We start from the raw sequence: 24721 nt of genomic DNA, 5'->3' as shown, positions 1-24721 counted from the left end.
GCGCGGTAGCCGACAGGCGCACACGGAAGGTGTACCGGGCATGCCCGGTGTCCTTCGTGGTCGCCTCTGTCGTCATGCATCCGAACCTACCCGAGAGCACTGACAGTTGAGAGTTCTCGATCATGATGGGCGGCATCACCGCCGTGCTGGGTGGACGCCGGATCGCCCTGACGGCGATCCGGCTACCCCTGCCCTGCTCCGCAGGAGTCCGATTCCTCCCCGGCATGAAGGCCGGGGCATCCTCGGAGGAACCCGGTGAACAGCACATCGGCGCCCTCCCGGGCGAGCGCGAGCGCCACCGCCCGGCCGATCCCGGAGTCACCACCCGTGATCACGGTCTTGCGGCCGTCCAGTCGGCCCGCGCCGCGGTAGGAGTCCTCGCCGTGGTCGGGTCGCGGGTCCATCGGGCCGGTCCAGGCCGGATGCGGCTGGTCCTGGGAGGGGAAGTCGGGGCGGGCGTGCTGGGTCACCGGATTCGGCCGGTCGGCGTGCTGGTCGGTCACGGCGGCCTCCTGCGTCTGGGGCGGACGGGACGGCGACCGGGTTCCCCGGACCACGCGGACGGAACAGCCCGGTCAGTCCATCGCCGCGTGCCGTCCGCCCGCCCGCAGGTGGTCCCTGCGGGCGATGTTGTAGATCCGCAGGAGATGCTTGGCGACGGCGCAGGCCGCGCCGTCGGCATGACACTGGCGGCAGGTCCGCATGTGCTGCTCATAGGTGAGGCGCGCGTTGTCCAACGCGTCGTTGACAGAGGACTCGGGCATCTTGGCATCTCCGGGCAGGGCGCGTCCTGGGAGCGCGCCAAGTTGACTGACTGGTAACCCGGAACCAAGGTGATCATGTTACTGGCGGTACTGGGAAACCGTTCTTAGGGTTGTTGGCCAGTGTTGGCCAACTCGCCAAAGTCCGGACATAAGGTGGTCCGGCGGCCTCGCGGACGGTCTTCGAGGTCAGGGAACGCGTGAGCTGGTCATCTTGGCGCAGTCGGGTCTTGTCGCCTCCGTTTGGCGTGCCCGCTGTCCTGGGTGGGCTCACGGTCCCACGCGTCCTCGGGACGTTCACGGTCTGGCCGGTAGCTCTCCGCTGTCCGATCCTCTGGTCGGGAGCGGTCACACCTGGCCGTCGCCGTGCTCGGTGCCCGAGTGCGCGTCGTCCAATCGTCACGCTGGCGCCGTGATGCCGCGTGACGGTGATCTTCTGGTGCTGCTGCTGGAGTGGATGCTGCCAGTGCTGGCCACCCCAAATCGAGGTGTAGGCGGGATCCACTGCGATCACCACAAGCCCCTCGTGGAAGGCCATGCCCCGGAGTCGTTCACGGAAGCGGGCGGTGGGGATACCGGCCACGGTGCGGCGGAACGACTTCCCGCGTTCGCCTCGACCCATGGTCTCCCGGCCCACAGCGCGGGCGTCGTCGAAGCCTAGGTTCTCCACCGCGATCCCGGCGCAGCTGTGCTCCTTGGCGATGCGAATCAGCTCGGTGACCGCGGTGCGGAGCCTTCCGTCCCGTGTCGAGGCGGGGCTGGACATCTGCAGGGGCACAGTGATGGGGTCGCCGATGGGGTTGCCGTGCGGGTCGAGCAGGTAGGCAGCCAGGTGATCGGCGTTCAGGTCGATACCGAGCAGGGGTTCGCCGGATGCCTGGATCTCCTGCGGCGTCGGCAGCACGACAGGATCGCAGGACCATGAGGCATCCAGGTACCAGCGGTCACGCTCGGGGTCGTACACGATGTCGTAGCGGACGGCCCGGTTGGCCCTCGCCCGGTCCAGCCATTCCTCACGGCGGTGCGAGAAGGCCACGGTGCAGGCCAGGTTGTACCGGCCCCGGGGAGCGTTGGCCAGCTGCCGCAGCGGCTCGGGCAACACGATCGACACCTGGCCCTTCTCCGGGTGGACGCTGATGGTGTAGTTCCCGAAGGGGGCGCCGGATTCTCCATCGGCGGTGAGGAACAGCCGCTCAGCCACCCACCGCTGCCGCCACTCCTCGACGGTAAGTTCGGCCTTCTCCAGGTTGTGCCGCAGCTTCGCCAGACGGCGGCCACCCACCACGATCGACGGGCGCCCGGATTCGATACGGGCCTCCACCACCGCTAGCCGGGCGGTGAGGATCTGCAAGCGGCGCTGCTTCTCATAGCGCTCTGCCTGGTCGGCGTAGCCCCGCGTCTTGCCCGCCGCCTTGCCGCAGGCGCGGCAAGGCGGCGGGAGATCGTGCGAATAGCGCGGCGCAGGCAAGCGCGCTCATCGAACAGGGCGCGCATGCTGAGCTGGTACTGGTCCTGCGAGGCGCGGGTCATCGCCCCCGCCCAGCGGGACGACGACACAGCGGTGAGGTTCTTCTTCCGCGCAGCGCGCTGGTTGTCCTTCGCCTTCACCCTGCCGACCGATACGCGCTCGGCGAGGTCGGCCCGCTGGTGGCGCCCGAGATGCTCACCGACCAGCCACAGAACCTCGGCCTCTTCGGTGGTGACGCACAGCCGGTCCCGGATACGGGCACCGGTCGGTGCGGCGACGGTGAAGGGTACCGCGAGCGTGCGCAGCTCGCACTTCTTCTTACGACGTCGCGGCATGCTCGCAGACCTCCCTTCGATGTCTTGTCGGGGATCGGTGTCAGTTGTCTACGGGATAGGCGTCGAGGTAGCGGACACCCTGCTCGGGCGGGACCGGTTCCCCGGTCTCGTGGTCGATGCAGTGAGCCTCGAAGGTCTGTTCCTCGGTGAACGGGTGGAATGTGCCGTCCACCAGGTACCAGCAGCGCAGCTCCTTGACGGGAATCTTTGTCCCGTTCGCAGCCGTGTGCGAGATCGCGTGAGTGAAGGTGCGGACGGTGATGCCCAGTTCGTCTCCGTCGTGAACCATGCGGTGCAGTCCGGCAACAACCATAGGGTTTTCGATCTCGACGGAGCCGTCCTTGCCGATGGTCACACCGGTGCTCCAGCCATTGCTGAAGGTCACCAGGTGATTCCCTGTGCCGGCGGGAGCGACCAGGTTGTTGATGGTGGCCTGGACGGGGCTGCCAGGTTGGATGGCGAGCGCGGCAGCAGCAAGATCCCGCGCCTTGGTGAGCGAGGCGATCTGCTCGTCGCTGGGGAATTCGTGCCGCCAGCCGGTGAACGATCCGACCGCGTTGTGGCCGATCACGGTAACCATGCCCGCGCTGCCGGGCGGCTCGTAATCGCAGGCACCGCGCCCGCAGTACAGGCCCTCCCAATCCTTCCGGCGACGCGCTGTTGTGGGCTTGACCTCGATCGAGAATCCGCAGCCGGGGCAGGCGATAGCAACCTTCCCGGCCTGATTCTTGGCCTTGGTACTGGATCGCTTCTGCTTCTCCAGCAGGAACCAGCTTGGTGGTTCCTCATGCCACCGCGCTATGTCCTCCCGCGCAGGAAACTGCTTTCCCTTCCGCTTGAGCAGCCGCCGAGTAACCCACTCGCAGTCGCCGCCGAGCGCCATGCGGATCTCCTCGATCGTTGCGCGGCCCTGATGCAAGGGAACCTCCTTCATCAACTCGCAACTCGCCCCCCAAAAAAAAGTACACATGTCCAACCTTGACCCACAAATTGCCTTCCTCAACAGTCGACTTGACCGCTCTCGTCAGCGCACGGGCCTTCGCTGACCTGGAGCCGTACAACCGGCCGGAGAAGGAGGTGACGATGGCCAGCATGTCCCGCACCAGGTCCCCGTCGCCGGTCTCGTCCAACTCCTCACCACCTCTGCGATCTCCAACCGGCAGCCCCACGACGGGAGTACAATTTCGGCCACCATGGCGGTGCCGAATCACCGCTGCGCGGTGGTGTTCGCCCCGTCGAGCACCTCGCGGATCATGTCCGCGTGCCCGGCGTGCTGGGCCGTCTCGCGGATCAGGTGCAGCAGGACGCGCCGGCCGGACCAGTGGACGGTCTCGGGCGGCGACCAGAGGGTTTTTGGCAACGGCACGGTCCGGTCCAGGCCGGGCTGAGCGGCGACGGCCCGCTCGAGCGCGCGGGTCCCCACCGCGTACTCCGCCAACAGCCCGTCGAGCGTGTCACCGTCGGCCATCCGGTACTGCCCGAGGTCGACCATCCTGTCCGGCAGTTCCCCATCCCCGTTCGCCATGATCTGCGCCCACACCCGCTCGCCGCGTGCCAGGTGTTTGACGATCCCGCCTAGAATCAGTTCGCTCACCGTGGTCCGCCGGGCGGCCTCGGCATCGGTCAGTCCACGCACGGTGAGCAGCAGCAACTCCCGCTGTTCGGCCAGGGCTTGCACGAGCTCGGCGCGCTCGCCGGACGACAGGGACTCGCGGTTCTCCGAAGAAGTGACCATGCTCCGACCGTAGACGGCAATTAGGCCAGATCCTGACCGCTGTAACCACGATGGGCTTGATCCTCAGGGTGCGGCGTTCTTCAGGAGTGCGCGCGCGTGGTTCATGAAGGCGGTCAGCCCCACCTCGAAGGCGCGGTCGGCGCGGCCCTCGCCCACGGCGGCGAGCGCCTCCGCGAGACGCGGGGTGGGTATGCGGTCCGTCAGCTCCCACATCGTCTCGGGTGCGGCGAGGTCGAGGGCGGAGCCCAGCACCAGGTTCTCCAGGGCGATGATCAGCGGCATGATCCCGGCGCGGTCGAAGCCGGCGTCGAGCAGGAGGCTCACGGCGCGCTCGTACTGCTGCAGGACCCGGGGCGCGCGCACCGGCGAGGTCATGAGCAGGGGGATCGTCCGGGGGTGCGCGGCGAACGCGGCGCGGTAGGAGCGGGCCCAGGCTTCGAGGGCCGTGTCCCAGGGGGTCAGTTCGAGGGTGCCCGGGTCGATCGCCTCGCAGACGCGCTCCCGCAGCAGTTCCACTATCCCGTCGCGGCCCTCCACGTGGTGGTACACCGAGCCGGTCTGCGCGCCGAGCCGCCGGGCGATCTGCGGGACGCTGAAGTCACCGGTGTCGTCGATCAGTTGCAGCGCCGTGGTGGTGATGCGCTCGCGGTCGAGGAGCGGTGTGCGCGGCCGTCCCATGGTCAGTGTTCTCCCTCAGGTCTTCCCGGATGCCCAACGGCAGGTTACATTGCGGAAACCGAAAGCCTTTAGGTTTACGGCTCCGGGTGCCCGCCATCCCGCACGGGCAACCGGGGGCTCCGGCATGGCCGCCCACCCCGGCCCGCCGGCGCGCACCACCCCCCGCTGACCCCACCACCGGGCCCCCTCCCCTCCCCTCCCCTCCCCCGCCAGAAGGGTTCCCCCCGTATGTCCGTGTCCCCCGCCGAGCCCCCGGAGCAGCGAGCGCCGTCCGGCGCGGCCACCCTCCGGTCCGGTTCCCTCGGTACCGCCGACATCGCCTTCTTCGTCGTCTCCGCCGCCGCTCCCCTGACCGTCATGGCTGGCGTCGCACCGCTCGCGATCCTGCTGGGCGGCATCGGCGCGCCCGTCGGCTATCTCCTGGCCGGCCTGACGCTCGCCGTCTTCGCCGTCGGGTTCACCACCATGAGCCGCCATGTGACCAGCGGCGGCGCGTTCTACGCCTACATCACCCGCGGTCTGGGCCGCCCGGTCGGCATCGGCGCCGCCCTGCTGGCGCTGATCGGCTACAACGGCATGGAGATCGGCGTCTACGGCCTGATCGCCACGACCACCCGCGACACCCTGCACACCCTCTTCGACGTCGACGTGCCCTGGCTGCCCGTCTCCCTGGCTGGCCTGCTGCTGATCGGCTACGGCGGCTACCGCTCGATCGACTTCGGCGCCAAGGTCCTCGGCGTCCTGCTCGTCTGCGAGACCGGGATACTCGTGCTGCTCGCCGGCGGGGTGCTGGCGAAGGGCGGTGCGCACGGGCTGTCCCTGGCCTCACTGGCGCCGTCCCATGTGCTCGTGCCCGGCATGGCGGCCGTACTGGCCTTCGCCTTCGCCGCGTTCACCGGCTTCGAGTCGACCGTCATCTACCGCCGCGAGGCCCGCGACCCCGCGCGCACGGTCCCGCGCGCCACGTATCTGGCCGTCGGGTTCCTCGGCCTGTTCTACGCGTTCGTCGTCTGGATCGCCGTCCAGGCCTTCGGCGACGACCAGGTCGTGCGCGCGGCCGGCAAGGACCCGGTGGGCCTGTTCTTCACCGCGATCAGCACCTATGTGGGCGGCTGGGCCGCCGACCTGATGCACGTCTTCATCGTCACCAGCGTCATCGCCTCCCTCCTCGCCTTCCACAACGCCATCAACCGCTACGTCCTCGCTCTCGCCGAGGAGGGCGTGCTGCCCCGCCGGCTCGGCCGGATCCACCCGCGCCACCGCTCCCCGTACGTCGCCGGCATCGCCCAGACCGTCCTCGGCGCCCTCGTCGTCCTCGCGTTCTGGGCCGCGCACGCCGACCCGTACCAGCAGTTGCTGCTGTGGGTGAACACCCCCGGGATGATCGGCCTGTTGCTGCTGCAGTTGCTCGCCGCGATCGCCGTGCCGTGCTACTTCCGACGGGTACGGCACGCGGAGGGTTCCCTGCGCACGGTGGTGGCGCCGGTGCTCGCCACCGTCCTGCTGGCCACCGCGATCGCGCTGGTGGTGACCCACATCGACCTGTTCACCGGCGCGTCCGCGACCGTGAACGTCCTGCTCGTCGTCGTGGCACCGGCCGTGTTCGCGCTGGGGCTGCCGCTGGCCTGGTGGCTGCGCCGCTCCCGCCCGCAGGTGTACGCCCGGTTCGCCACCGAACCCGGCGAGAACACCGGACCGGCCGAAGCCACCGGCCCCGGCCAGGACACCGGTTCGGGCGAGGAGACCGCACCGGCCGCGCTCACCACACCCGCCGAGTGACCCGAACACCCTCTCGTACAGGAGTTGCCCCGATGCCCGCTGCCGACCTCATCCTCGCCGGCGCCCAGGTCCGCACCCTCGACCCCGCCCGCCCCGCCGCCTCCGCCGTCGCCGTGCACGACGGGGTGATCACCGCGGTCGGCGAGGCGGCGGACGTCCGGGACTGGCGCGGCCCCGGCACCGAGGTACTCGACCTGCACGGTGCGCACCTCGTGCCCGGACTGGTCGACGCGCACAGCCACCCGGTGTGGGGACTGGACATGGCGACGGGCACGGACCTGTCGGGCGTGACCGGCCTGGCCGGGCTGCGCGCGGCCCTCGCCGGGGCCGAGCGGATCGACGGCTGGGTCGTCGGCCACGGCCTGGACCACAACGCGTTCGAGGGCCGCCCCGTCCACCACGATCTGGTGGCGGAGGTGCTCGGCGGCACCCCGGCCTTCCTGCGCCTGTACGACGGCCACTCCGCCCTCGCCAACGCCGCCGCCCTCGCCGCCGCCGGGGTGACCGGCCCGCGCGCCTTCGCCCAGCACGCCGAGGTGGTGTGTGACGCCTCGGGCCGGCCCACCGGCCATCTGGTCGAGCACGCCGCGATGGACCTGGTGGCGGACGTCATGCCCCGGCTGTCGTACGCCGAACGACGCTCCCGCTTGCTGGAGTTGCTGTCCGCCATGGCCGTCACGGGGCTGACCGGGGCCCATGTGATGGACGGCGGCGACCTCGACCTGGTCGCGGCGGTGGCCGAGGAGACGGTCCTGCCGGTGCGGCTGCGGTTCGCCCCCTGGTGCATGCCGGGCGCCGACCACGACACGCTGCGCGAGCTGATCGAACTCCAGGGCCGGGGCGGGCGGCACTGGCGGGTCGGCGGGGTCAAGTTCTTCATGGACGGTACCGTCGAGGGCGGCACGGCCTGGCTGGAGCACCCCGACTGCCACGGTCAGGGCACCGCCGCGTTCTGGCCGGACCCGCACGCCTACGCCGAGGCCGTCCGCACCCTGCACCGGGCCGGCGTCCGCACCGCCACGCACGCCATCGGGGACGCGGCCGTACGGCACGTCCTGGACACCGTCGCCGCTCTCGGGCCGAGCGGGCACGGCGCCCACCGGATCGAGCACATCGAGACCGCTCCGACCGAACTCCTGCCCCGCTTCGCCGAGTTGGGGGTCGCGGCCTCGCTGCAGCCGCCGCACACCGGGTACACGCGCGACGACGGCACCGACGAGTGGTCCCGCCGGCTGGGTGACGACCGGGCCGCCCGCGCCTGGCGGCTGCGCGATCTGCGGGAGGCGGGCGCCACACTCGCCCTCGGCTCGGACTGGCCCATCGCGCACTACGACGTCCGGGCCGTGCTGGCGACGGCCCGCAGGCCGAAGGGCGCCGCGGCCCACCGGCCGGGCCTGACGCCGTTGCAGGCGCTGGAGGGCTGTACCAGCCACGCGGCGGCCGCCGCCGGCGAGTTCGATGTCGCCGGTCGTGTCGCGCCCGGCTGCCGGGCCGACCTCACCGCGCTGGCCGTGGACCCCGTGCACGCGCCCGTCGAGGAGCTCGCCGACTCCCCCGTGGCGTTGACGGTCACCGGCGGGCACGTGGTGCACCGGGGCGCCTGACGGTCCCGTCAGCGGCGGGTCAGCGGGCGGTCAGCGGCTTCTGCCCCCGTTGTTCCTGTGACCGGCACGGGACACCGGATCCGGTCACCGGGAGAGGCGCCCGGAGTGGTCGATCGGGGACCAGCGAGCCCGGCTCACGGTCGGGCCCCCACGGGGCCCACGCAGGTTCGAATCCTGCCCTCTCCGCGTACGGCCTGCCCGGCGTCCGGGACTGGCACCCCGGGGAGGGCCCGACCCCGCCGGGTGCCGCACAGGCCCTGATTCCCGTGCTCGGCACCAGCGACGTCGACGCTCCGTCGCGTCCCCGGTTAGGATCGCCGACGGCATCGCGTGCCGGTCACCGGCCGGGTGAGGCATGGAGGTGCCAGGACATGCCGTGGAGGCATTCCTTGTCCGTCCAGTTCAACCACACCATCGTCCATGCCCGGGACAACCGGGAGTCCGCCGAGTTCTTCGCCGGACTGCTCGGTCTCGAGATCACCGGGGAATGGGGCCCGTTCGTCGCGGTCGCCCTCGCCAATGGAGTCACCCTGGACTTCGCCACCGTCCCCGAGGACCACATCACCCCCCAGCACTACGCCTTCCTGGTCTCCGAGGAGGAGTTCGACGCCGCGTACGCGCGGATCGTCGAGCGCGGCATCGAGCACTACGCCGACCCGCACCGGCGACAGCCCGGCACGATCAACCACAACGACGGCGGCCGGGGCGTGTACTTCATGGATCCGGCGGGCCACGCCATGGAGCTGATCACCGTCCCCTACGGCGGTTGGCCTTCGTAACCGGCGCGCGCCTCACCTGCCGAACCCCTCCTTCTTGACGAGGTCGAGGAAGCGCGGGGTGCCCTCGGTGGTGCGCACGTCGAGGAAGGCACGGGGATGCCCCTCGGTGACGGCCTCGCGCACGAGCGCGTGCGCGAGGTCGGCCCGGGAGGTGAACCGCCCGGGCAGCCGGCCGGGGGCCAGCCGGTAGTCGCTGACCTCGCTCGTGTCGAAGAGCCCGGCGGGACGGAGCACCGTCCAGTCGTGGGCGCCCGCGCGCACGATCTCCTCCATGCGGCGCATGTCGTCGTAGACCGTGCGCCCGACGACCCGCGCGAAGAAGGGCTCGAGCACCTTCCGGAAGAAGAAGCCCTCGCCGGGTGCCGGCACGTCGAACAGGACGGTGGAGGTGACACACACAAGGCGCCGGACGCCGTGCCGGGTCATGGCCCGGCTGATGTGGGCGAGGCCGGTCGAGTACACGGTGACCGGGGCCCGGCCGTACGGGACGCCGAGCACGGAGATCACCGCGTCGTGTCCGGGGACCACGCTGTCGACCGCCGCCCCGTCCAGGACGTCGGCCTCCGCGATCCGCACGCGCGGGTGGTCGAGCGGGAAGGCACCGGGGTGGCGGGTGACGGCGGTGACGGTGTGTCCGGCGGCGGTCGCCTGCTCGGTGACCTGCCGTCCGGTCGGCCCGTTCGCGCCGAAGACGACGAGTCGCATGGGCTGCTCCTTCGCTGCGTGGGTGCTGCTGCCGTGGACCGAGAGGGCCGGGAGCGCGGCGAATGTGACAGCCCGGGGGCAGGATGAGAGCTACGGCACACAGCCACCCCCCGATGTCACACTCTGGGGCCCCGGCCCCTCTGGGTGGGCAGACGTCGTGAGGAGATGCCATGGCCGACCACCGGACGCCCGCGGGGACGGACACCGCCACCCAGGCGTTCCTCGACCACCGCGAGCTGCTGTTCGCGGTGGCGTACAACATGCTGGGCACCGTCACCGACGCCGAGGACGTGCTGCAGGAGACCTGGCTGTCCTGGGCGGGGCGTTCGGGTGCCGGGGACGCGGGTCAGGCGGCGCAGATCGGGCATCCGCGGGCCTATCTCGTGCGGATCGCCGTACGGCACGCGCTCGCGCGGCGGGCACGGATCGCCCGGCGGCGCGAGACATATGTCGGGCCGTGGCTGCCGGAACCCCTGCTCACGGACGGCGCTGCCGGTCCGGCGGCCGGCGAGGACGCGTCCGAGGGTGCGGTGCGCGCCGAATCGGTGTCGCTGGCCATGCTGGTCGTACTGGAGACCCTGACCCCGCTAGAGCGGGCGGTGTTCGTCCTGCACGAGGTGTTCGGCTACGCCCACACCGAGATCGCGGACATCCTCGGCCGCAGCCCCGCGGCCGTACGGCAGCTCGCGCACCGCGCCCGCTCCCATGTGCGCGCCCGGCGCCCCCGCTACCAGGCGCATCCCCGGGTCCGGCGGCAGGCGACGGAACGGTTCGTGGCCGCCGCGCTCGGCGGGGACCTCGGGGCCCTGCTGGAGATCCTGGCGCCGGACGCCACGCTGTGGACGGACGGCGGCGGCAAGGCACAGGCGGCACCGCGACCGATCCGCGGCCGGGACAAGGTGGCACGGGCGCTCACCGGCTACGCCGCGCGTTCGGCGGCCGGACTGGAGCTGCAGCACCGGGACGTCAACGGCGACGCGGCCGTGGTGGTGTTCGCGGACGGCTCCCCGCACGCGGTGATGGTCATGGACCTCGCCCCGGACGGCGAACAGGTCCGCGAGGTGTACCTGGTCACGAACCCGGACAAGCTCTCGGCGCTGGAGCCGGGCGAGCCGCGCCCGCAGGCCTAACGGCGCGCGAACGGGACGCCGCCGGAAGCGGCGTCCCGCCAGGGGACGACCGTGCGCCGGGCCGGTTACGGCGTCACGACCTTCCCGCCGAAGGTCACCACGAGGTGCCCGTCCGAGGCGAAGGACCAGCCGAGGGCTCCCGAGTACGAGGAGCAGCGGGAGCCGTTCGTACCGGTCCAGAACTGGTTGGAGCCGTCGGAGTTGCCGACGGTGTTGTCGTTCGAGCCGCTGACGGCAAAACGGCACGAGGTGTTGTCGCGGAACACCGAAGTGCCCGCGTCGAAGGCGAAGTTGCGCTCGGTGTTGTCGATGCTCGCATTGCCGGAGATGGTCATCGTGCCGGGGTTGCTGTTGTAGTTGAAGGCTCCCCTCCCTGAAGGGAGGGGATGCGTCGCCCTCCAGGGCTGTGCGGGGATTTACGGCTCAGGCCGCCACCGGAGCCGGCGGCTCGGGTGGTCTTACGCCCTCGGCACCGTCCGGGTTCCAACCTGCCCGGACCAGCATCACGCGGGCGGAGTTCTTGTCCCTGGGGGACACGGCTGCGCACGCGGTGCAGGCGCCGAGACGCTGGCCGGGCGGGCGCTGCTGCTGTGCGCCGAGCCCTTCGCACGGCAGCACGGGGCAGTGTGGGCGCCGCTCGGCGACCGGTCGCTGCACCGGGGGTACGACGTGAGCGGCGCCGAGGGCCGCAACGGCTCGGCGGATGTGCCGGACTGGCTGGTCCCGCTGCTGGCCTCGGCCGTGGGAGCCGCTGCCCGAGGGCCCGGTGGACCGGGTTCCGGGACCGGCCCCGAGGACGCACCCGCACGGCTGGCGGCACGCGGATGAGCCCGGCACCGGTGTACGTCGGGGACGACGGCGCCCTCCTGGACGTGGCCGAGGCGATCGCCGCCGACTGGGCCGCCCTCGGCGTGCGCGGTTCCTTCCTCGCCCGCAACCTCGCTACCGGCGAGCGACTCGGCTTCGACGTCGATGAGCCGATGCCGCTCGCGTCGGTGGTGAAGGTGCCGCTCGCCCTCGTCGTACTGGACCGGATCGCGGCCGGGCAGCTGGATCCGGCGCATCCGGTGACGGTCGATCCGGCGCGGAGCAGCGTCGGTCCCACCGGGCTCGCGGCGTTCCGGCACCCGGCGACCGTGGCCGTCGGTGATCTGCTTTTGCTCATGCTGTCGGTGAGCGACAACGCCGCCGCGGACACCCTGCTCGACCTGGTGCCGGCAGCGGACGTGGACGAGCGGCTGCGGGCCTGGGGGTGCGGGGAGATCCGGATGCGGCACCGGATGAACCACATGTACGAGTGTGCCGCCGGTGCCGCCGGCAACGACTTCTCGCTCGCGCTGGAACTGGCCCTCCGGGACGAGCGGGCCGGCCGGCACACCATCGAGACCCTGGACCCGGCGCACGCCAACGCCGGGTCGGCCGCGGCGCTCGTCGAGCTGCTGCGGCGGGTGTGGGGCGACGAGATCTCCGTTCCGGCGGCGACGGCGGAGCTGCGGCGGCTGATGGGTCTGCAGGTCTTCACGCACCGGCTGGCGAGCGAGCTGCGGGCGGACACGTTGCGGTGGAGCGGTAAGACGGGGTCGTTTTTGCACTTGCGGCACGAGATCGGGGTGGCCGAGGCGGAGTCGGGGGACCGGGTGGCCGTGGCGGCGCTGACCCGTGCGGACCGCTGCGCGGGGCTTGCGCCGGATGTCGATCTCGCGATCGGGGCGGCGGGGCGGGAGGCCTTCGAGGCGCTGCGGAGGTGAAGTCGTTGGTGGCGCCGGCGCCGTTGGGGTAAGGGTCGTCACGCGTCTGCGGGTGCGTTGTGGTTGCTCGCCCAGTTGCCCGCGCCCCTGTCGGGGCGCTGCTCGCGCTCGGTGCCTGAAATCCCGTCAGGGCAGCAGGCGTTGTTCCTTCGCCACTGCTACTGCGCCTGCTCGGGTGTCCACCCCCAGCTTGTCGTAGATGCGGCGCAGGTGGGTCTTGACCGTGGCCTCGCTGATGTAGAGGGCGCGGGCGATGGCGTGGTTGGGCAGGCCCTGGGAGAGGTGGGTGAGGATGTCGCGTTCGCGCGGGGTGAGGGCCGGGCGCGGGTTGCGCAGGCGGGACATGACTCGGTCGGCGACCGGCGGGGAGAGGGCCGGGCGGCCCTGGGCGGCGGCGTGGATCGCCGTGAAGAGGTCCTCGGCGCGCTCGGCCTTCAGCAGGTAGCCGGTGGCGCCGGCCTCCACGGCGCGGGTCACGTCGGCGTCGGTGTCGTAGGTGGTCAGCACGAGCACGTGTGGGGCGGGTTCGAGGGAGCGCAGTCTGCGGGTGGTCTCCACTCCGTCGATGCCGGCGCCGAGTTGCAGATCCATCAGGACGACGTCCGGGGCGGTCTTGCGGGCCAGTGCCAGGGCCTCCTCGCCGCTGCCGGCCTCGCCGACGACCTCGATGCCGGGGGCGCTGTGCAGCAGGGCGAGCAGTCCGGCGCGTACGACGGCGTGGTCGTCGCAGACGAGGATGCGGACCGGGGTGCGGCCGGGCGTCCCGGGTGTGTGGGTCATCGCGGCTCCAGGGGGATCGCCGCCGACAGGGCGGTGCCCGCGCCCGGTGCCGACTCGACGGTGAGGGTGCCGCCCAGCTGGCGCAGGCGGGCACGGATGGCGGACAGGCCGTGGCCGCGTGACTCTCCCACGGGGGCTTCCGGCGCGGTCTGCGTGCGCGGGTCGAAGCCGCGGCCGTCGTCCGTGACGTCCAGGACGATCTGGTCGTCCAGGCAGGTCAGGGTGAGGGTGGCGGTCGTGGCGGCCGCGTGTTCCCGGACGTTGGCGAGCGCGCCCTGGGCGATGCGCAGCAGCGCCGACTCCACCGGGGCGGGCAGTGGGTCGGGCGGGGTGCCCTCGGCGTGGACGCGGACGGTGAGCGTGGGCGTGGTCTCGCGCTCGGCGACGGCGCGCAGGGCCTGGAGCAGGCCGCCGCCCTCGGCCAGGTCCGCCGGGGTCAGGTCGTGGACGAAGCGGCGGGCCTCGGCGAGGCTGCGCTCGGCGATCGCGGCCGCGGTGCGGACGTGGTCCCGTGCGGTGCCGGGCGCGGTGTCCCACAGCCGGTCCGCGGCCTGGAGCAGCATCCGCTGGCTGGACAGGCCCTGGGCGAGGGTGTCGTGGATCTCCCGGGCGAGCCGCTCGCGTTCGGCGAGGGTTCCCTCGCGGCGTTCGGTGGCGGCGAGGTCGCGCCGGGTGCGGACGAGGTCGTCGATCAGGGCGTCCCGGCGGGCGGACTGGCGCTGCATGACGACGAAGACGGTGGTGGCGACGGCGGCCACGGCGGGCGGGGCGAGCAGCACATTGGGGTCCGGCCAGCCCGCGAGGCTGAGCTGGGCGGCCACCGCGAGCGCCGTGAGCAGCGCCACCAGCGGGATCGCGGCGCGCGGCGGGAGGGTGCGCAGTCCGGTGTAGAACAGCGGGACCGCGCACCAGACGAAGCTAGGCGCCAGGACGACGAGCAGCGCCCAGGCCGCGACGACCAGGCCGAGCCAGGTCAGGCGGCGCGGGCCGGGCCGGGTGCCGGGCGCGAGGCCGAGGACGTAGAGCACGGCCAGCAGCGCGGAGAGGGCGACGATCCAGGGGGTGTGCGGCCCCTCGGCGTGCCGGGCCAGGTAGCGGGCGAGGGACGCGGAGAGCAGCACGAAGAACGCCGTGTGCATGACGACGGTGAGGGCGCGGGTGTCGTCGCGTTCGGGTACGGGCACCGTCGGCACCTCCTCCCCGGCTACCGCGCTGAACTGGGCAAACAATCTCCATTGTTCCCTGGGTCGGAGTGTGCGGGGTCATCCGATCGGATGACCCCCGAGGCAACCGGTCCGGCGACGGGGTGCGGGCGGATCCGGGCCCAGGATCGATTCCGGGAGCGATTGCGCCCCCGACTCGACCGCACAGGAAGGTGTCTCGTCATGCCCAGCCGCAAGAAGCCGTCCCGCCGTACCCGGATCCTCGTCGGCGGTGCCGCCCTGGCCGTCGTCGGCGCGGGTGTCGTGGGGACGGTCGCCGCCAGCGCCGCCGACTCCACCGGCCCCGTGTCCGCCCCCGCTGCCGTGGCGGCTGGGGGCGCCGAGCTCACCCGGAGCACGCATCTCACCCTGGACGCCGCGGAGAAGGCAGCGCAAGCTGCGGTGGACGCCGCCGGGAAGGAGGGCCGGCAGGTGTCCGTGGCCGTCGTCGACCGCAACGGCAACACGCTGGTCACCCTGCGCGGGGACGGGGCGGGCCCGCAGTCGTACGAGTCCGCGGAGCGCAAGGCGTTCACCGCGGTGTCGTGGAACGCGCCCACCTCGGAGCTGGCCGAGCGGCTCGCGCAGGCGCCGAACCTGAAGGACATCCCGGGCACGCTGTTCCTCGCGGGCGGCACTCCGGTGACCGCCAAGGGCGCCCCGGTCGCGGGCATCGGTGTCGCGGGCGCTCCGTCCGGTGACCTGGACGAGAAGTACGCGCAGGCCGGCGCCGCGGTGCTCGGCGACTGAGTCGCCGGGACCCCGCTCAGCCCGCCGTACCGCGCCTTGTCTCCTCACCGCTGTTCAGCCGGGCAGGCGCGGCCCGCGTGGCGGGCGGGCGGCGGGCGGCGGCCCGAGGCGTGCTCGCAGCCGGCCGCCCGCCGGTCCCGCGCCGGTCAGGAGGGCTTCGCCGTCGAGACCGCGGTCGCGGTGACGGTGTTGTCGCATTCGGCGAACTCGCCGTCCGACAGTGCGACCTGGTGCGCCCCCGCGCCGGGCAGCCCCACCACGAGCGTCGGATAGACGGCGGGCTTCGCGCCGGACACGCAGTAGCCGTCGCCCTCGCCCTGCACCTGGTGGAAGGTCAGCTTCACCCATGCCTTGCCGCCCGGCGCGAGGCGCACGGGCGACGCGGTGCCCGCGGGGGTCACCTTCAGGGGGATGTTGTGCTCGGGGGAACCGTTGCCCGCTCCGCCCACCGAGGGGTGGCCCCGCAGCACGCACGCGTGCCCGGAGACGTTGGTGAACTCCACGATCGCCGCGCCCGTGCCGGTGCCGTCCGGGCGGTTGGCCGCCTGGGAGGCCGTCGCCTCCACGGCCGACGGCGAGCACGCCGGCGCCGTGCCGGCCGAGGTGTCGGACGCCGGAGAGGCCGAGGCGCTCGGGGCGGTCGAGGTACCGCCGGAGGATCCCGATGTCGACGGGGGCGTGGCGGTGGGGCTCGCGGTGGTGGAGGCGGTGCGGGAGGCAGTGGTGGCAGCCGGGGTCGGCGAAGAGGTCTTGGCGGCTCCGTCGCCGTCCCCTGGCCCGCACGCCGTCAGCGACAGCGCGGCGGCGATCACGGCCGTCGCCGAAGCGGCGAGGCGGATGGTGTTGCGGTGGTGCATGAGGTCCCCCGATGTCCGGTGTGCGTGGTGCGACCGGCTCCGTGCCGGTGCTCGCCGGGGGAGACAGTGCCGGGAGACTCCGGGTTTCCGCTGTGGATCGTCTGTGACGGTTGTGGGTCTCCTGTGACGCTCCGGTGACAGCGGGCCCGAGGTCCGCTCGGACGACGAAGGGCGTCCGGTCCGACCCGTGCGGGTCGGACCGGACGCCCTCGAAGCCGGGCTCAGTCCAGGTCGAACCGGTCCAGGTTCATGACCTTGTCCCACGCGGCGACGAAGTCCTTCACGAACTTCTCCTTCGCGTCGTCGCTGGCGTAGACCTCGGCGAGGGCGCGCAGCTCGGAGTTCGAGCCGAAGACCAGGTCGGCACGGCTGCCGGCCCACTTCAGGTCGCCGGTGACGGCGTCCCGGCCCTCGAACGTGGTCTGGTCCTCGGAGGTCGACTTCCACGCCGTGCCCATGTCGAGCAGGTTGACGAAGAAGTCGTTGGTGAGGACGCCGGGCGTCTTGGTGAGGACGCCGAGCTGGGACTGCTGGTAGTTGGCACCGAGGACGCGCAGACCACCGACGAGCACCGTCATCTCGGGGGCGCTCAGGGTCAGCAGGTTGGCCTTGTCGACCAGCAGGTACTCGGCCGGCAGGCGGTTGCCCTTGCCGAGGTAGTTGCGGAAGCCGTCCGCGGTCGGCTCCAGCGCCTCGAAGGACTCGGCGTCGGTGTGCTCCTCGGTCGCGTCCACGCGGCCCGGGGTGAAGGGCACCTCGACCTCGTAGCCGCCCTCCTTGGCGGCCTTCTCGACCGCGGCGGCACCGCCGAGGACGATGAGGTCGGCCAGGGACACCTTCTTGGCGCCGGAGGAGGCGTTGAACTCCTGCTGGATGCCCTCCAGGGTGCGCAGCACCTGGGCCAGCTCGTCGGGCTCGTTGACCTCCCAGCCGCGCTGCGGCTGCAGGCGGATGCGGGCGCCGTTGGCACCGCCGCGCTTGTCGGTGCCACGGAAGGTGGAGGCGGACGCCCAGGCGGTGCCGACCAGCTGGGACACCGACAGCCCGGAGTCGAGCAGCTTGGTCTTCAGGGTCGCGATGTCGGCGCCGTCGATCAGCTCGCCCTCGCGCTCCGGCAGCGGGTCCTGCCAGATCAGGGTCTCCTCCGGGACCTCCGGGCCGAGGTACAGCGACTTCGGGCCCATGTCACGGTGGGTGAGCTTGTACCAGGCGCGGGCGAAGGCGTCCGCGAACTCCTCCGGGTTCTCGTAGAACCGCCGGGAGATCGGCTCGTAGATCGGGTCGAAGCGCAGCGACAGGTCGGTCGTGAGCATGCCCGGCGCGATCTTCTTCGAGGAGTCATGGGCGTGCGGGACGGTGCCCTCACCAGCGCCGTCCTTCGGCCGCCACTGCTTGGCACCGGCCGGGGACTCGGTCAGCTCCCACTCGTACTCGAAGAGGATCTTGAAGAAATTGTTGCTCCACTGGGTGGGCGTGTTGGTCCAGGTGACCTCGAGGCCGGAGCCGATGGCGTCCGCGCCCTTGCCGGTGCCGAAGGTGCTCTTCCAGCCGAGGCCCTGCTCCTCCAGGCCGGCGGCCTCCGGGTCGAGGCCGACCGCGTCGGCGGGGCCGGCGCCGTGGGTCTTGCCGAAGGTGTGGCCACCGGCGATCAGGGCGACGGTCTCCTCGTCGTTCATCGCCATCCGGCGGAACGTCTCACGGATGTCGCGGGCCGCGGCCAGCGGGTCCGGGTTGCCGTTCGGGCCCTCGGGGTTGACGTAGATGAGGCCCATCTGGACGGCGCCGAGCGGGTTCTCCAGCTCGCGGTCGCCGGTGTAGCGCTTGTCGTCCAGCCAGGCGGTCTCGGGACCCCAGTAGACGTCCTCCTCCGCCTCCCAGACGTCCTCGCGGCCACCGCCGAAGCCGAAGGTCGTGAAGCCCATGGACTCCAGCGCCACGTTGCCGGCGAGGATCATCAGGTCGGCCCAGGAGATCTTCTGGCCGTACTTCTTCTTCACCGGCCACAGCAGCCGGCGGGCCTTGTCCAGGTTGACGTTGTCGGGCCAGCTGTTCAGCGGGGCGAAGCGCTGCTGGCCGGCGCCGGCGCCGCCACGGCCGTCGCTGATGCGGTAGGTACCCGCGCTGTGCCAGGCCATACGGATGATCAGCGGGCCGTAGTGGCCGAAGTCGGCGGGCCACCAGTCCTGGGAGGTGGTGAGCACCTCGGCGATGTCCCGCTTCAGAGCCGGAAGGTCGAGGCTCTGGAACGCCTCGGCGTAGTCGAACTCCTCACCGAGCGGGTTCGTCACGGGCGGGTTCTGCGCAAGGATCTTCAGGTTCAGCCGCTCCGGCCACCACTGGCGGTTGCCACCGCCCTGGGTCGGGTGCAGGGCACGGTCATGGGCGACGGGGCAGCCGCCGCTCGCCCCCTCCGCCTTCGCGTCTGTGACGATCGCGTCGTGGTTCTCAGTCATGGCAATCCTTCCGAACTGTGCGGAACTCGGTGCTCAGGAACTGCGGCCGGTGGAACAGTCGGGGCACATGCCCCAATAGACCACCTCGGCCTCGTCGATGGCGAAGCCGCGGTCGTCGGAGGCGGTCAGACAGGGCGCGTCGCCGACCGCGCAGTCGACGTCGGCGACGGCACCGCACGACCGGCACACGATGTGGTGGTGGTTGTCCCCCACGCGCCCCTCGTACCGGGCCGGGTGACCGGCCGGTTCGATACGGCGGACGAGGCCCGCCGCGGTGAGGGCGTGAAGGGCCTCGTAGACGGCTTGCAGGGAGATGTGGCCCACGCGGTTGCGTACCCCGGAGGCGATCGCCTCGACGCCGAGGTGGTCGCCCGCCCGGACTGTCTCCAGCAGCGCGACGCGGGCTGCCGTCACGCGCAGGCCGGCACCGCGGAGTTCCTCGGCGGTGGTCGGGGTCGGGGAGGCGGTCATGAGGGCGAACCTACCCTCATAAACACGAGTGATTCAAGAAAACGAGCGATGCAATTTAAGTCGCGTCCCGCCGGCCGCCGGCCACCCGCGCGTCCACCTCGACACCCGCCCGGTCGATTGCGTTCACGTTCGCGTTCACGTTTGCCTTCGCATGGCAGCGCCCCGGGTGAGCGCGGGCACGGGTCGGCAGGGCGCGACGGGCCCGGGCGGTACGGCGACCGGTCCGGCGATCGGTCGTGGGGCGGGTCGGGGGGCCGATCGGCGGGCGGGTCGCGGGCATGCCCGCATCATCCGACCCCCGGCTCGGCGACGGTGGTGCGGCAAGCCGGACGGTCCTCCCAACGGGTGAGCCTGGGGCCTGTCTTCGACGCCTGGCCGGACCGGCGGCCGGTTCGGGCGTGCCGGTAGCGGCGGGCCAGGGCGTGGAAGGCCTCCTTGGGTTCCCAGTGCCACCCGGAGTCGGGGTCGTCCGGGCGGTCCTCGATGGTCTTGGTGATGGCGTAGCTCGCCATGTCGAGATCGTGGCGCGGGTCGCCCGGGCGGTGCGGGGCGTCGGGGGTCACGAACTCGAAGGCCATCACCGCGTACAGGTCCATCGAGGAGAAGACGTCGAGGAGTTGCATGAGATAGGCCGCCTGGGTGCGTTCGCTGCGGACCAGGTCGCCCTTGATCTCCGGGGGCCTCTTGTCGTGGTCGACGATGTCCCAGCCCATGCCGGCGGTCCTGGGCGCCCCGGCGTAGGCGCAGGTGCCGAACTCGGTGATGGCCAGCGGCTTGCCCCATCGCCGGTAGCGGCTCAACTCCCTCAGGTAGTCGGCCTTGTGGGGGAAGTACGAGTAGTAGTCGATGCCCACGATGTCGAAGAGGCGCCAGTCGACCTCGTCGTCCTGGGCGGCGGCGTAGCTCAGCCGGCCGTGGAAGACGGAACGGCCGACCGCGGCCGCCTTCGCCGTGAAGCGGTCCAGGCGGCGCTACACGGCGACGGGGTCCACCGTGCCGTCGCGCAGGTTGCGGATGCGTTCGAAGACCGTGTCTCCGGGGACGATCCCGGGCACGAACAGCCAGAACTCGCAGCCCACGCTGAGGTCCACGGCCGCCCCGTGCCGGCGCAGCCGTTCCGCGAACCGGCCGGTCTCGGCGAGGTGTTCCAGGATGTCCCGTTCCGGGACGTCGCCGAGGGTCGGCTGCAGCCAGAGGCGCAGTCCCCGTTCGGCGGCCTCGGCGGCGGTGGCCGTGAGGCGTTCCACGCCGTCACCCGTCACGTCGACGGTGTCGGCGTGCAGCTCGTCGCGGATGGCTCGGATGTCCTTGCGCATCCGGGCCGCGCTGAAGGCCGTGCCCGGTGTCTCTCCCTCGCCCACGGTGTACACGACACCGTGATGGCGCAGCCCGCGCTGCGCGCCGCGGGGCGGCCCCGAACTCGCCTGCGCGGCGCGGGCCTCCGCTGCCGGCAGCACAGCCGCGGCGAGCCCCGCGGACGCCAGGCCGGCCAGGAACCGTGCACGCTCGATCCCCTTGGTCCTCTGCATACGGTCACCCTGCCGGGCCCGGCCGCACCGGCGCCGTACGCCGCCGGTCTACGGCGCGGGGCCGAAGGGCGCGGCTCCGGCGCCGAAAGTCGCACCTGCCGTCCCGCGCCCCGCCGCAGCCGGCCCACGCCGGATCCGCTCCACCACAGCCGACCTGCCGCTATCCCACACCACCCCACCAGGACGAGTCGCCTCATCGCGTACATAATCGCCACAGGGCGAGAAACTCGGACTCCGTCACCGAGGTGGCCGTCGAGAGGGACGCTGGTGGACCTGGACGCCGTCGCCGACGAGCTGTACGGGCTGCGGCCGGAGGAGTTCGTCGCCGCCCGTGACCGCCGCGCCCTGGACGCCCGCAAGGCCGGCGACCAGGCCCTCGCCAAGGAGATCCGCGCGTTGCGGCGACCGAGCCTGGCCGCATGGGTCGGCAATCTGCTCGTACGCCGGCAGCCGGACGAGGTCCAGCCGCTGCTCGACCTCGGCGAGGAACTGCGCCGGGCGCATCGCGAACTGGACGGTCCGCGGCTGCGTAAGCTCGCGCGCCGGCAGAGCGAGGTGATCGGCACGCTCGGCCGGCAGGCGCGGCGGCTGGCGGCGGAGGCCGGGCATCCGGTGGGTGACGGGGTCCAGCGCGAGGTCGAGGAGACCCTGCACGCCGTGCTGGCCGATCCGCAGGCCGCCCGGGAGTGGGCGGCGGGGCGGCTCGTGAAGCCGCTCGGCGCCACGTTCGGGTTTCCCGAGGCGGACGAGGGCGTCCTCGGCCGCCGTCCTGCCGCCCCTGCGGCGGCCAGGGAGAAGAAGCGCGCCGAGGGCGGCGAGCCCGGCGGACGCGGAGCGGAAAGGAAGCGGGGCGAGGCGAAGGAGCCCGAGGACGAGCTGGCACACCGCCGCCACCTGAACGAGGCCCGCAGCGCCGCGCGGGGCGCGGAACGGGACCTGCGGGCCCGCGAGGCGGAGGCCGAGGCCGCCGGACGGGAGGCGGAGGAGGCCGGTGAGCGGGTGGCCGGGGCGGAGGAGCGCGTGCGTGGGCTGCGGGCGCGGCTGCGTGAGGCCGAGGAGGAGCAGCGTCGGTCCCGTTCCGACGAGCAGGAGGCACGGGAGCGGGCCCGGCAGGCCGACCGCGCCGTACGGGAGGCCCGGCGCCACGCCGAGACGACCGCGGCCCGGGCCGAGCGTCTGGCCGGCGCCCGGGCCGAGCGCGCGTCCCCGGGCCGGGCGCACCGGCGGTGACCGGACGGCGCCACGAGGGACGGCCGGCCCACGGCGGACGGCCCACGACAGGAGGCGAGGAGCCATGGCGAGACCGATCTGGACCGGTGTCCTGACCTTCGGGCTGGTCACCCTGCCGGTGGCGCTGTACACCGCCACCGAGGACCACACAGTCCACTTCCACCAGCTGCAGCGCGGCACCTCGGACCGGATCCGCAACAAGCGGGTCAACGAGCGCACCGGCAAGGAGGTCGACACGGACAAGATCGTCAAGGGCTACGAGATCGACGAGGGCGAGTACGTCGTCGTGGAGCCGGAGGAACTGGAGGAGATCGCGCCCGGGCGGTCGAAGGTGATCGACCTGGCCGGGTTCGTCGACCTGCACCAGGTCGAGCCCGTGTACTTCGCCCGCACGTACTACGTCGGCCCGCGCGGCAAGGAGTACGTGAAGGTGTACGAGCTGATGCGGTCGGCGCTGGACCGCTCGGACAAGGCCGGGATCGCCACGCTCACCATGCGCGGCAAGGAGTATCTGACCGCGTTGCGCGCGCAGCCGGGCGTCCTGGTCCTGCACACCCTGCACTGGGCCGACGAGGTGCGCGACCCCGCCGACGTGGTGCCCGAACTGCCCGAGCGGCGCACGAAGAGCGACGGCAAGGAGCTGCGGACGGCCGAGCAGCTGATCGACGCCCTCACCATGGACTGGGAGCCCGCCGACTATCACGACACCTACGAGGAGCGCGTCAAGAAGCTCGTCGCCGCGAAGCGGAAGGGCGAGGAGGTCGTCGGCGAACCGGAACCGCCGCAGGCGACCAACGTCATCGACCTCATGGACGTCCTCAGCCGGAGCGTCGAGCAGGGACGGTCGCGGGGCCGCAGGGGCGGCGGCGGGAAACCGTCCGCCGGCAAGAAGCAGACGGCCGACCGGAAGGAGTCCGAGGACCTGGGTTCCCTGTCCAAGGCGGAGCTGTACGAGCGGGCGAGCGCCGCTGGCGTACCGGGCCGGTCGAAGATGACACGGGATCAGCTCGTCAAGGCCCTTGCCGGCCAGGCGGCTTGACCGCCGCGGTCCCCGGGGTCAGGCCGGCGGCGGGCCGCTCGTCCCCCGCACGACCAGCTTCGGGTCCAACTCGGCCTCCCTGGGCTCCAGTTCCGGGTCCTCGAGGCGCTGGACGGCGAAGCGGACGGCGTGTTCGGCCATCAGCCGGGCGTCCTGGCGTACGGTCGTCAGGCCGATCGGCATCAGATGGGAGAGATGGCTGTCGTCGTAGCCGACGACGGAGAGGTCGCGGGGCACCTCCACGCCGCCTCGGGTCAGCGCCATCAACAGCCCCATGGCGCTGCGGTCGTTGCCGGCGAGAACGGCCGTGGGCAGTGGCGTGCCGGCGTCCCGTTCGGCGAGCAGGAGGCGGCTGGCCTCGATCCCGGACCCCTCGGTGTGATCGCCGGGGATGACGCGCTGCTCGGCCTCCAGCCCGTGCCGGCGCATCGCGGCCCGGTAGGCGCGGCGGCGCTCGGCGGAACCGGGGCCGCGTCCGCCGTCGATGTGCACGATCCGGCGGTGGCCGAGTTCCACCAGGTGCTGCATGGCCTGCCGTACGCCCTCGCCCTCGTCGGTGTGCACGAAGTCGACGCGGGCCCCGGGCGCCCGGCGGCCGACGGAGACGGTGACGGTGCGCTGTCCGAGCCTGTCGAGGAAGGCGGAGTCGGACTCGGACCCCAGCAGGATGAGCGCCTCGCTGCGGTGACTGAGCAGGGCCTCGACCGCCTTGGCCTCGCCGCGCCCCTGGGCCACGGCCGACAACAGCACGTCGTAGCCGAGGCGTTCGGCCTCGGGGTAGATGCCCTCGATGAGGTCCGACTGGAAGATCTGGTGCGCGGTGAACATCACGCCGATGGTGCGGCTGCGCCCGCGCGCGAGGAGGCGGGCCGCGCTGTCGGGCCGGTAGCCGATCTCGTCGGCGACCCGCAGCACCCGCTCCCGGGTCTCCTCACTGGCCCCCGGCTGGTTGCGGAACACGATCGACACCAGCGCCCGTGAGACCCCCGCCTTCTCGGCCACGTCCGCCATTGTCGGCCGCTGCCTGCCCGCTGCATCCACCTGCGCTCACCCTCCATCGCGCCCACCTTAGCCGCGTGCCGGGAAATCCCCCTGCAACAAGCTATTGACATGACATTTGGACAGGGGTCATCGTACTCGCACTAGAGCGCGCTAGTAGAGCGCGACAGGTTCGATGACCGGGCCGTTCTCTGGGCCGTTCCTATGACCACCCCGGACGCAGGCCGGAGCGAAGGGGAACCAGCGTGATGCCGTTCGAAGTACTGACCATGGGCCGCGTGGGAGTGGACGTGTATCCACTCCAGACCGGCGTCGGGCTCGCGGAGGTCACGTCGTTCGGCAAGTACCTCGGCGGCAGCCCGACGAACGTCGCCGTGGCCGCCGCCCGGTACGGGCACACCGCAGCGGTGATCACCAAGACCGGCCGGGATCCGTTCGGCGACTTCGTCCGCACCGCGCTGGACGGCTTCGGTGTGGACGGCCGGTTCGTGGGTGTGTCGGACATCGCGCCGACACCGGTGACGTTCTGCGAGATCTTCCCGCCGGACGACTTCCCGCTGTACTTCTACCTTTGATCTTGGCCAGTGCTCCGGTCTTCAGGGCGGATGGTGAAGGCCATCTCAAAATAGGGGTGACCCGCACCAGGGGCACGGGTCCGCACTGTTGACCTCAGCTCACGGGGCGCTGCT

23 protein-coding genes and 4 pseudogenes are annotated in these 24721 nt (G+C 72.0%); 10 read left to right on the top strand and 17 right to left on the bottom strand.

What is annotated here, in order from left to right; translation table 11 throughout:
• Window positions 1-254: 254 nt before the first annotated feature.
• From ACIBJF_RS44475 to ACIBJF_RS44445, 7 genes and pseudogenes are all read right to left on the bottom strand, one after another.
• Window positions 255-503: pseudogene (locus tag ACIBJF_RS44475) on the bottom strand (NAD(P)-dependent dehydrogenase); the annotation flags it as partial.
• A gap of 72 nt (window positions 504-575) precedes the next feature.
• Window positions 576-764 carry a hypothetical protein gene (locus ACIBJF_RS44470; protein WP_399183003.1) on the bottom strand — a complete coding sequence of 63 codons (189 nt, stop codon included), beginning with the start codon at window positions 762-764 and terminating at the stop codon, window positions 576-578.
• Window positions 765-837: 73 nt separating this feature from the next.
• Window positions 838-2112, bottom strand: a complete 1275-nt coding sequence (locus ACIBJF_RS44465) for a hypothetical protein (RefSeq protein WP_399183001.1) — start codon at window positions 2110-2112, stop codon at window positions 838-840.
• Window positions 2088-2564, bottom strand: a complete 477-nt coding sequence (locus ACIBJF_RS44460; RefSeq protein WP_399183000.1) for a hypothetical protein — start codon at window positions 2562-2564, stop codon at window positions 2088-2090. Before ACIBJF_RS44460 ends, ACIBJF_RS44465 begins: the two co-directional genes overlap by 25 nt.
• A gap of 40 nt (window positions 2565-2604) precedes the next feature.
• Entirely contained in the window at window positions 2605-3483 is an 879-nt protein-coding gene (locus ACIBJF_RS44455; protein WP_399182999.1) for a hypothetical protein, read from the bottom strand.
• A gap of 288 nt (window positions 3484-3771) precedes the next feature.
• Window positions 3772-4299 (bottom strand): DinB family protein, encoded by a 528-nt coding sequence (locus ACIBJF_RS44450; RefSeq protein WP_399182997.1) that lies wholly within the window; start codon window positions 4297-4299, stop codon window positions 3772-3774.
• A 63-nt stretch (window positions 4300-4362) separates the two neighbouring features.
• The gene (locus ACIBJF_RS44445) at window positions 4363-4977 is read right to left on the bottom strand and encodes a TetR/AcrR family transcriptional regulator (RefSeq protein ID WP_399182995.1); all 615 of its coding nucleotides are present in this window, start codon (window positions 4975-4977) and stop codon (window positions 4363-4365) included.
• 228 nt (window positions 4978-5205) lie between these two features.
• On the opposite strand from ACIBJF_RS44445, the gene ACIBJF_RS44440 reads away from it, so the two are divergent.
• The 3 genes from ACIBJF_RS44440 (at window position 5206) to ACIBJF_RS44430 (ending at window position 9139) form a co-directional block, all read left to right on the top strand.
• Window positions 5206-6756: an APC family permease gene (locus ACIBJF_RS44440; protein WP_399182993.1), complete on the top strand. Its 1551-nt coding sequence runs from the start codon at window positions 5206-5208 to the stop codon at window positions 6754-6756.
• A gap of 32 nt (window positions 6757-6788) precedes the next feature.
• A complete protein-coding gene (locus tag ACIBJF_RS44435; RefSeq protein ID WP_399182992.1) occupies window positions 6789-8360 on the top strand; it encodes an amidohydrolase in 1572 nt (523 codons plus the stop codon).
• Window positions 8361-8749: 389 nt separating this feature from the next.
• Window positions 8750-9139: a VOC family protein gene (locus ACIBJF_RS44430; protein WP_399182991.1), complete on the top strand. Its 390-nt coding sequence runs from the start codon at window positions 8750-8752 to the stop codon at window positions 9137-9139.
• 12 nt (window positions 9140-9151) lie between these two features.
• Here the strand turns inward: ACIBJF_RS44430 and ACIBJF_RS44425 are convergent, their stop codons facing one another.
• Entirely contained in the window at window positions 9152-9844 is a 693-nt protein-coding gene (locus ACIBJF_RS44425; RefSeq protein ID WP_399182989.1) for an NAD(P)-dependent oxidoreductase, read from the bottom strand.
• Window positions 9845-10014: 170 nt separating this feature from the next.
• On the opposite strand from ACIBJF_RS44425, the gene ACIBJF_RS44420 reads away from it, so the two are divergent.
• Window positions 10015-10974, top strand: coding sequence for an RNA polymerase sigma-70 factor (locus ACIBJF_RS44420; RefSeq protein ID WP_399182987.1), 960 nt, complete (start codon window positions 10015-10017; stop codon window positions 10972-10974).
• Between the two features lie 65 nt (window positions 10975-11039).
• Here ACIBJF_RS44420 and ACIBJF_RS44415 read toward each other — a convergent pair.
• Both ACIBJF_RS44415 and ACIBJF_RS44410 read right to left on the bottom strand, forming a co-directional pair.
• Window positions 11040-11339, bottom strand: a pseudogene (locus ACIBJF_RS44415) (right-handed parallel beta-helix repeat-containing protein); the annotation flags it as partial.
• 58 nt (window positions 11340-11397) lie between these two features.
• The gene (locus tag ACIBJF_RS44410) at window positions 11398-11592 is read right to left on the bottom strand and encodes a hypothetical protein (protein ID WP_399182985.1); all 195 of its coding nucleotides are present in this window, start codon (window positions 11590-11592) and stop codon (window positions 11398-11400) included.
• Between the two features lie 6 nt (window positions 11593-11598).
• On the opposite strand from ACIBJF_RS44410, the gene ACIBJF_RS44405 reads away from it, so the two are divergent.
• Window positions 11599-11802 (top strand): hypothetical protein, encoded by a 204-nt coding sequence (locus ACIBJF_RS44405; protein ID WP_399182983.1) that lies wholly within the window; start codon window positions 11599-11601, stop codon window positions 11800-11802.
• Entirely contained in the window at window positions 11799-12722 is a 924-nt protein-coding gene (locus ACIBJF_RS44400) for a serine hydrolase (protein WP_399182981.1), read from the top strand. Before ACIBJF_RS44405 ends, ACIBJF_RS44400 begins: the two co-directional genes overlap by 4 nt.
• Before the next feature lie 126 nt (window positions 12723-12848).
• Here ACIBJF_RS44400 and ACIBJF_RS44395 read toward each other — a convergent pair whose 3' ends face one another.
• Window positions 12849-13502, bottom strand: coding sequence for a response regulator (locus ACIBJF_RS44395; RefSeq protein ID WP_399182979.1), 654 nt, complete (start codon window positions 13500-13502; stop codon window positions 12849-12851).
• Window positions 13499-14695: a sensor histidine kinase gene (locus ACIBJF_RS44390; RefSeq protein ID WP_399182978.1), complete on the bottom strand. Its 1197-nt coding sequence runs from the start codon at window positions 14693-14695 to the stop codon at window positions 13499-13501. Before ACIBJF_RS44390 ends, ACIBJF_RS44395 begins: the two co-directional genes overlap by 4 nt.
• Before the next feature lie 192 nt (window positions 14696-14887).
• Here ACIBJF_RS44390 and ACIBJF_RS44385 point away from each other — a divergent pair, with 192 nt between their 5' ends.
• Window positions 14888-15454 carry a heme-binding protein gene (locus ACIBJF_RS44385; protein ID WP_399182976.1) on the top strand — a complete coding sequence of 189 codons (567 nt, stop codon included), beginning with the start codon at window positions 14888-14890 and terminating at the stop codon, window positions 15452-15454.
• Between the two features lie 146 nt (window positions 15455-15600).
• Here ACIBJF_RS44385 and ACIBJF_RS44380 read toward each other — a convergent pair whose 3' ends face one another.
• The 4 genes and pseudogenes from ACIBJF_RS44380 to ACIBJF_RS44365 all read right to left on the bottom strand — a co-directional run.
• The gene (locus ACIBJF_RS44380; protein WP_399182974.1) at window positions 15601-16311 is read right to left on the bottom strand and encodes a DUF4232 domain-containing protein; all 711 of its coding nucleotides are present in this window, start codon (window positions 16309-16311) and stop codon (window positions 15601-15603) included.
• Between the two features lie 221 nt (window positions 16312-16532).
• A complete protein-coding gene (gene katG, locus ACIBJF_RS44375) occupies window positions 16533-18764 on the bottom strand; it encodes a catalase/peroxidase HPI (protein ID WP_399182973.1) in 2232 nt (743 codons plus the stop codon).
• 33 nt (window positions 18765-18797) lie between these two features.
• Window positions 18798-19235 (bottom strand): Fur family transcriptional regulator, encoded by a 438-nt coding sequence (locus tag ACIBJF_RS44370; protein ID WP_365328402.1) that lies wholly within the window; start codon window positions 19233-19235, stop codon window positions 18798-18800.
• Between the two features lie 383 nt (window positions 19236-19618).
• Window positions 19619-20764: pseudogene (locus ACIBJF_RS44365) on the bottom strand (abortive phage infection protein); the annotation flags it as partial.
• Window positions 20765-21031: 267 nt separating this feature from the next.
• On the opposite strand from ACIBJF_RS44365, the gene ACIBJF_RS44360 reads away from it, so the two are divergent.
• Together ACIBJF_RS44360 and ACIBJF_RS44355 are read left to right on the top strand one after the other, a co-directional pair.
• Window positions 21032-21994, top strand: a complete 963-nt coding sequence (locus ACIBJF_RS44360; protein ID WP_399182970.1) for a hypothetical protein — start codon at window positions 21032-21034, stop codon at window positions 21992-21994.
• A 64-nt stretch (window positions 21995-22058) separates the two neighbouring features.
• Window positions 22059-23033 (top strand): Ku protein, encoded by a 975-nt coding sequence (locus ACIBJF_RS44355; RefSeq protein ID WP_399182968.1) that lies wholly within the window; start codon window positions 22059-22061, stop codon window positions 23031-23033.
• Between the two features lie 18 nt (window positions 23034-23051).
• On the opposite strand, the gene ACIBJF_RS44350 is transcribed toward ACIBJF_RS44355, so the two are convergent.
• On the bottom strand, window positions 23052-24044 hold the full coding sequence (locus ACIBJF_RS44350; RefSeq protein ID WP_399182966.1) for a LacI family DNA-binding transcriptional regulator: 993 nt from the start codon (window positions 24042-24044) through the stop codon (window positions 23052-23054).
• A gap of 236 nt (window positions 24045-24280) precedes the next feature.
• On the opposite strand from ACIBJF_RS44350, the pseudogene ACIBJF_RS44345 reads away from it, so the two are divergent.
• A pseudogene (locus tag ACIBJF_RS44345) lies at window positions 24281-24601 on the top strand (PfkB family carbohydrate kinase); the annotation flags it as partial.
• Window positions 24602-24721: the final 120 nt, after the last annotated feature.

The sequence above is a fragment of the Streptomyces sp. NPDC050743 genome, from assembly GCF_044456925.1.
Lineage (GTDB): Bacteria > Actinomycetota > Actinomycetes > Streptomycetales > Streptomycetaceae > Streptomyces.
The sequence above is the reverse complement of the archived record's forward strand: the minus strand, read 5'-3'. Positions and strand labels throughout refer to the sequence as shown.

Bases quoted from the DNA above. Each gene is read 5' to 3' on its own strand.
- ACIBJF_RS44470 (WP_399183003.1), bottom strand. From the start codon at position 764: ATGCCCGAGTCCTCTGTCAACGACGCGTTGGACAACGCGCGCCTCACC.
- ACIBJF_RS44460 (WP_399183000.1), bottom strand. From the start codon at position 2,564: ATGCCGCGACGTCGTAAGAAGAAGTGCGAGCTGCGCACGCTCGCGGTA.
- ACIBJF_RS44450 (WP_399182997.1), bottom strand. From the start codon at position 4,299: ATGGTCACTTCTTCGGAGAACCGCGAGTCCCTGTCGTCCGGCGAGCGC.
- ACIBJF_RS44445 (WP_399182995.1), bottom strand. From the start codon at position 4,977: ATGGGACGGCCGCGCACACCGCTCCTCGACCGCGAGCGCATCACCACC.
- ACIBJF_RS44440 (WP_399182993.1), top strand. From the start codon at position 5,206: ATGTCCGTGTCCCCCGCCGAGCCCCCGGAGCAGCGAGCGCCGTCCGGC.
- ACIBJF_RS44435 (WP_399182992.1), top strand. From the start codon at position 6,789: ATGCCCGCTGCCGACCTCATCCTCGCCGGCGCCCAGGTCCGCACCCTC.
- ACIBJF_RS44425 (WP_399182989.1), bottom strand. From the start codon at position 9,844: ATGCGACTCGTCGTCTTCGGCGCGAACGGGCCGACCGGACGGCAGGTC.
- ACIBJF_RS44420 (WP_399182987.1), top strand. From the start codon at position 10,015: ATGGCCGACCACCGGACGCCCGCGGGGACGGACACCGCCACCCAGGCG.
- ACIBJF_RS44400 (WP_399182981.1), top strand. From the start codon at position 11,799: ATGAGCCCGGCACCGGTGTACGTCGGGGACGACGGCGCCCTCCTGGAC.
- ACIBJF_RS44395 (WP_399182979.1), bottom strand. From the start codon at position 13,502: ATGACCCACACACCCGGGACGCCCGGCCGCACCCCGGTCCGCATCCTC.
- ACIBJF_RS44385 (WP_399182976.1), top strand. From the start codon at position 14,888: ATGCCCAGCCGCAAGAAGCCGTCCCGCCGTACCCGGATCCTCGTCGGC.
- ACIBJF_RS44380 (WP_399182974.1), bottom strand. From the start codon at position 16,311: ATGCACCACCGCAACACCATCCGCCTCGCCGCTTCGGCGACGGCCGTG.
- katG (WP_399182973.1), bottom strand. From the start codon at position 18,764: ATGACTGAGAACCACGACGCGATCGTCACAGACGCGAAGGCGGAGGGG.
- ACIBJF_RS44370 (WP_365328402.1), bottom strand. From the start codon at position 19,235: ATGACCGCCTCCCCGACCCCGACCACCGCCGAGGAACTCCGCGGTGCC.
- ACIBJF_RS44355 (WP_399182968.1), top strand. From the start codon at position 22,059: ATGGCGAGACCGATCTGGACCGGTGTCCTGACCTTCGGGCTGGTCACC.
- ACIBJF_RS44350 (WP_399182966.1), bottom strand. From the start codon at position 24,044: ATGGCGGACGTGGCCGAGAAGGCGGGGGTCTCACGGGCGCTGGTGTCG.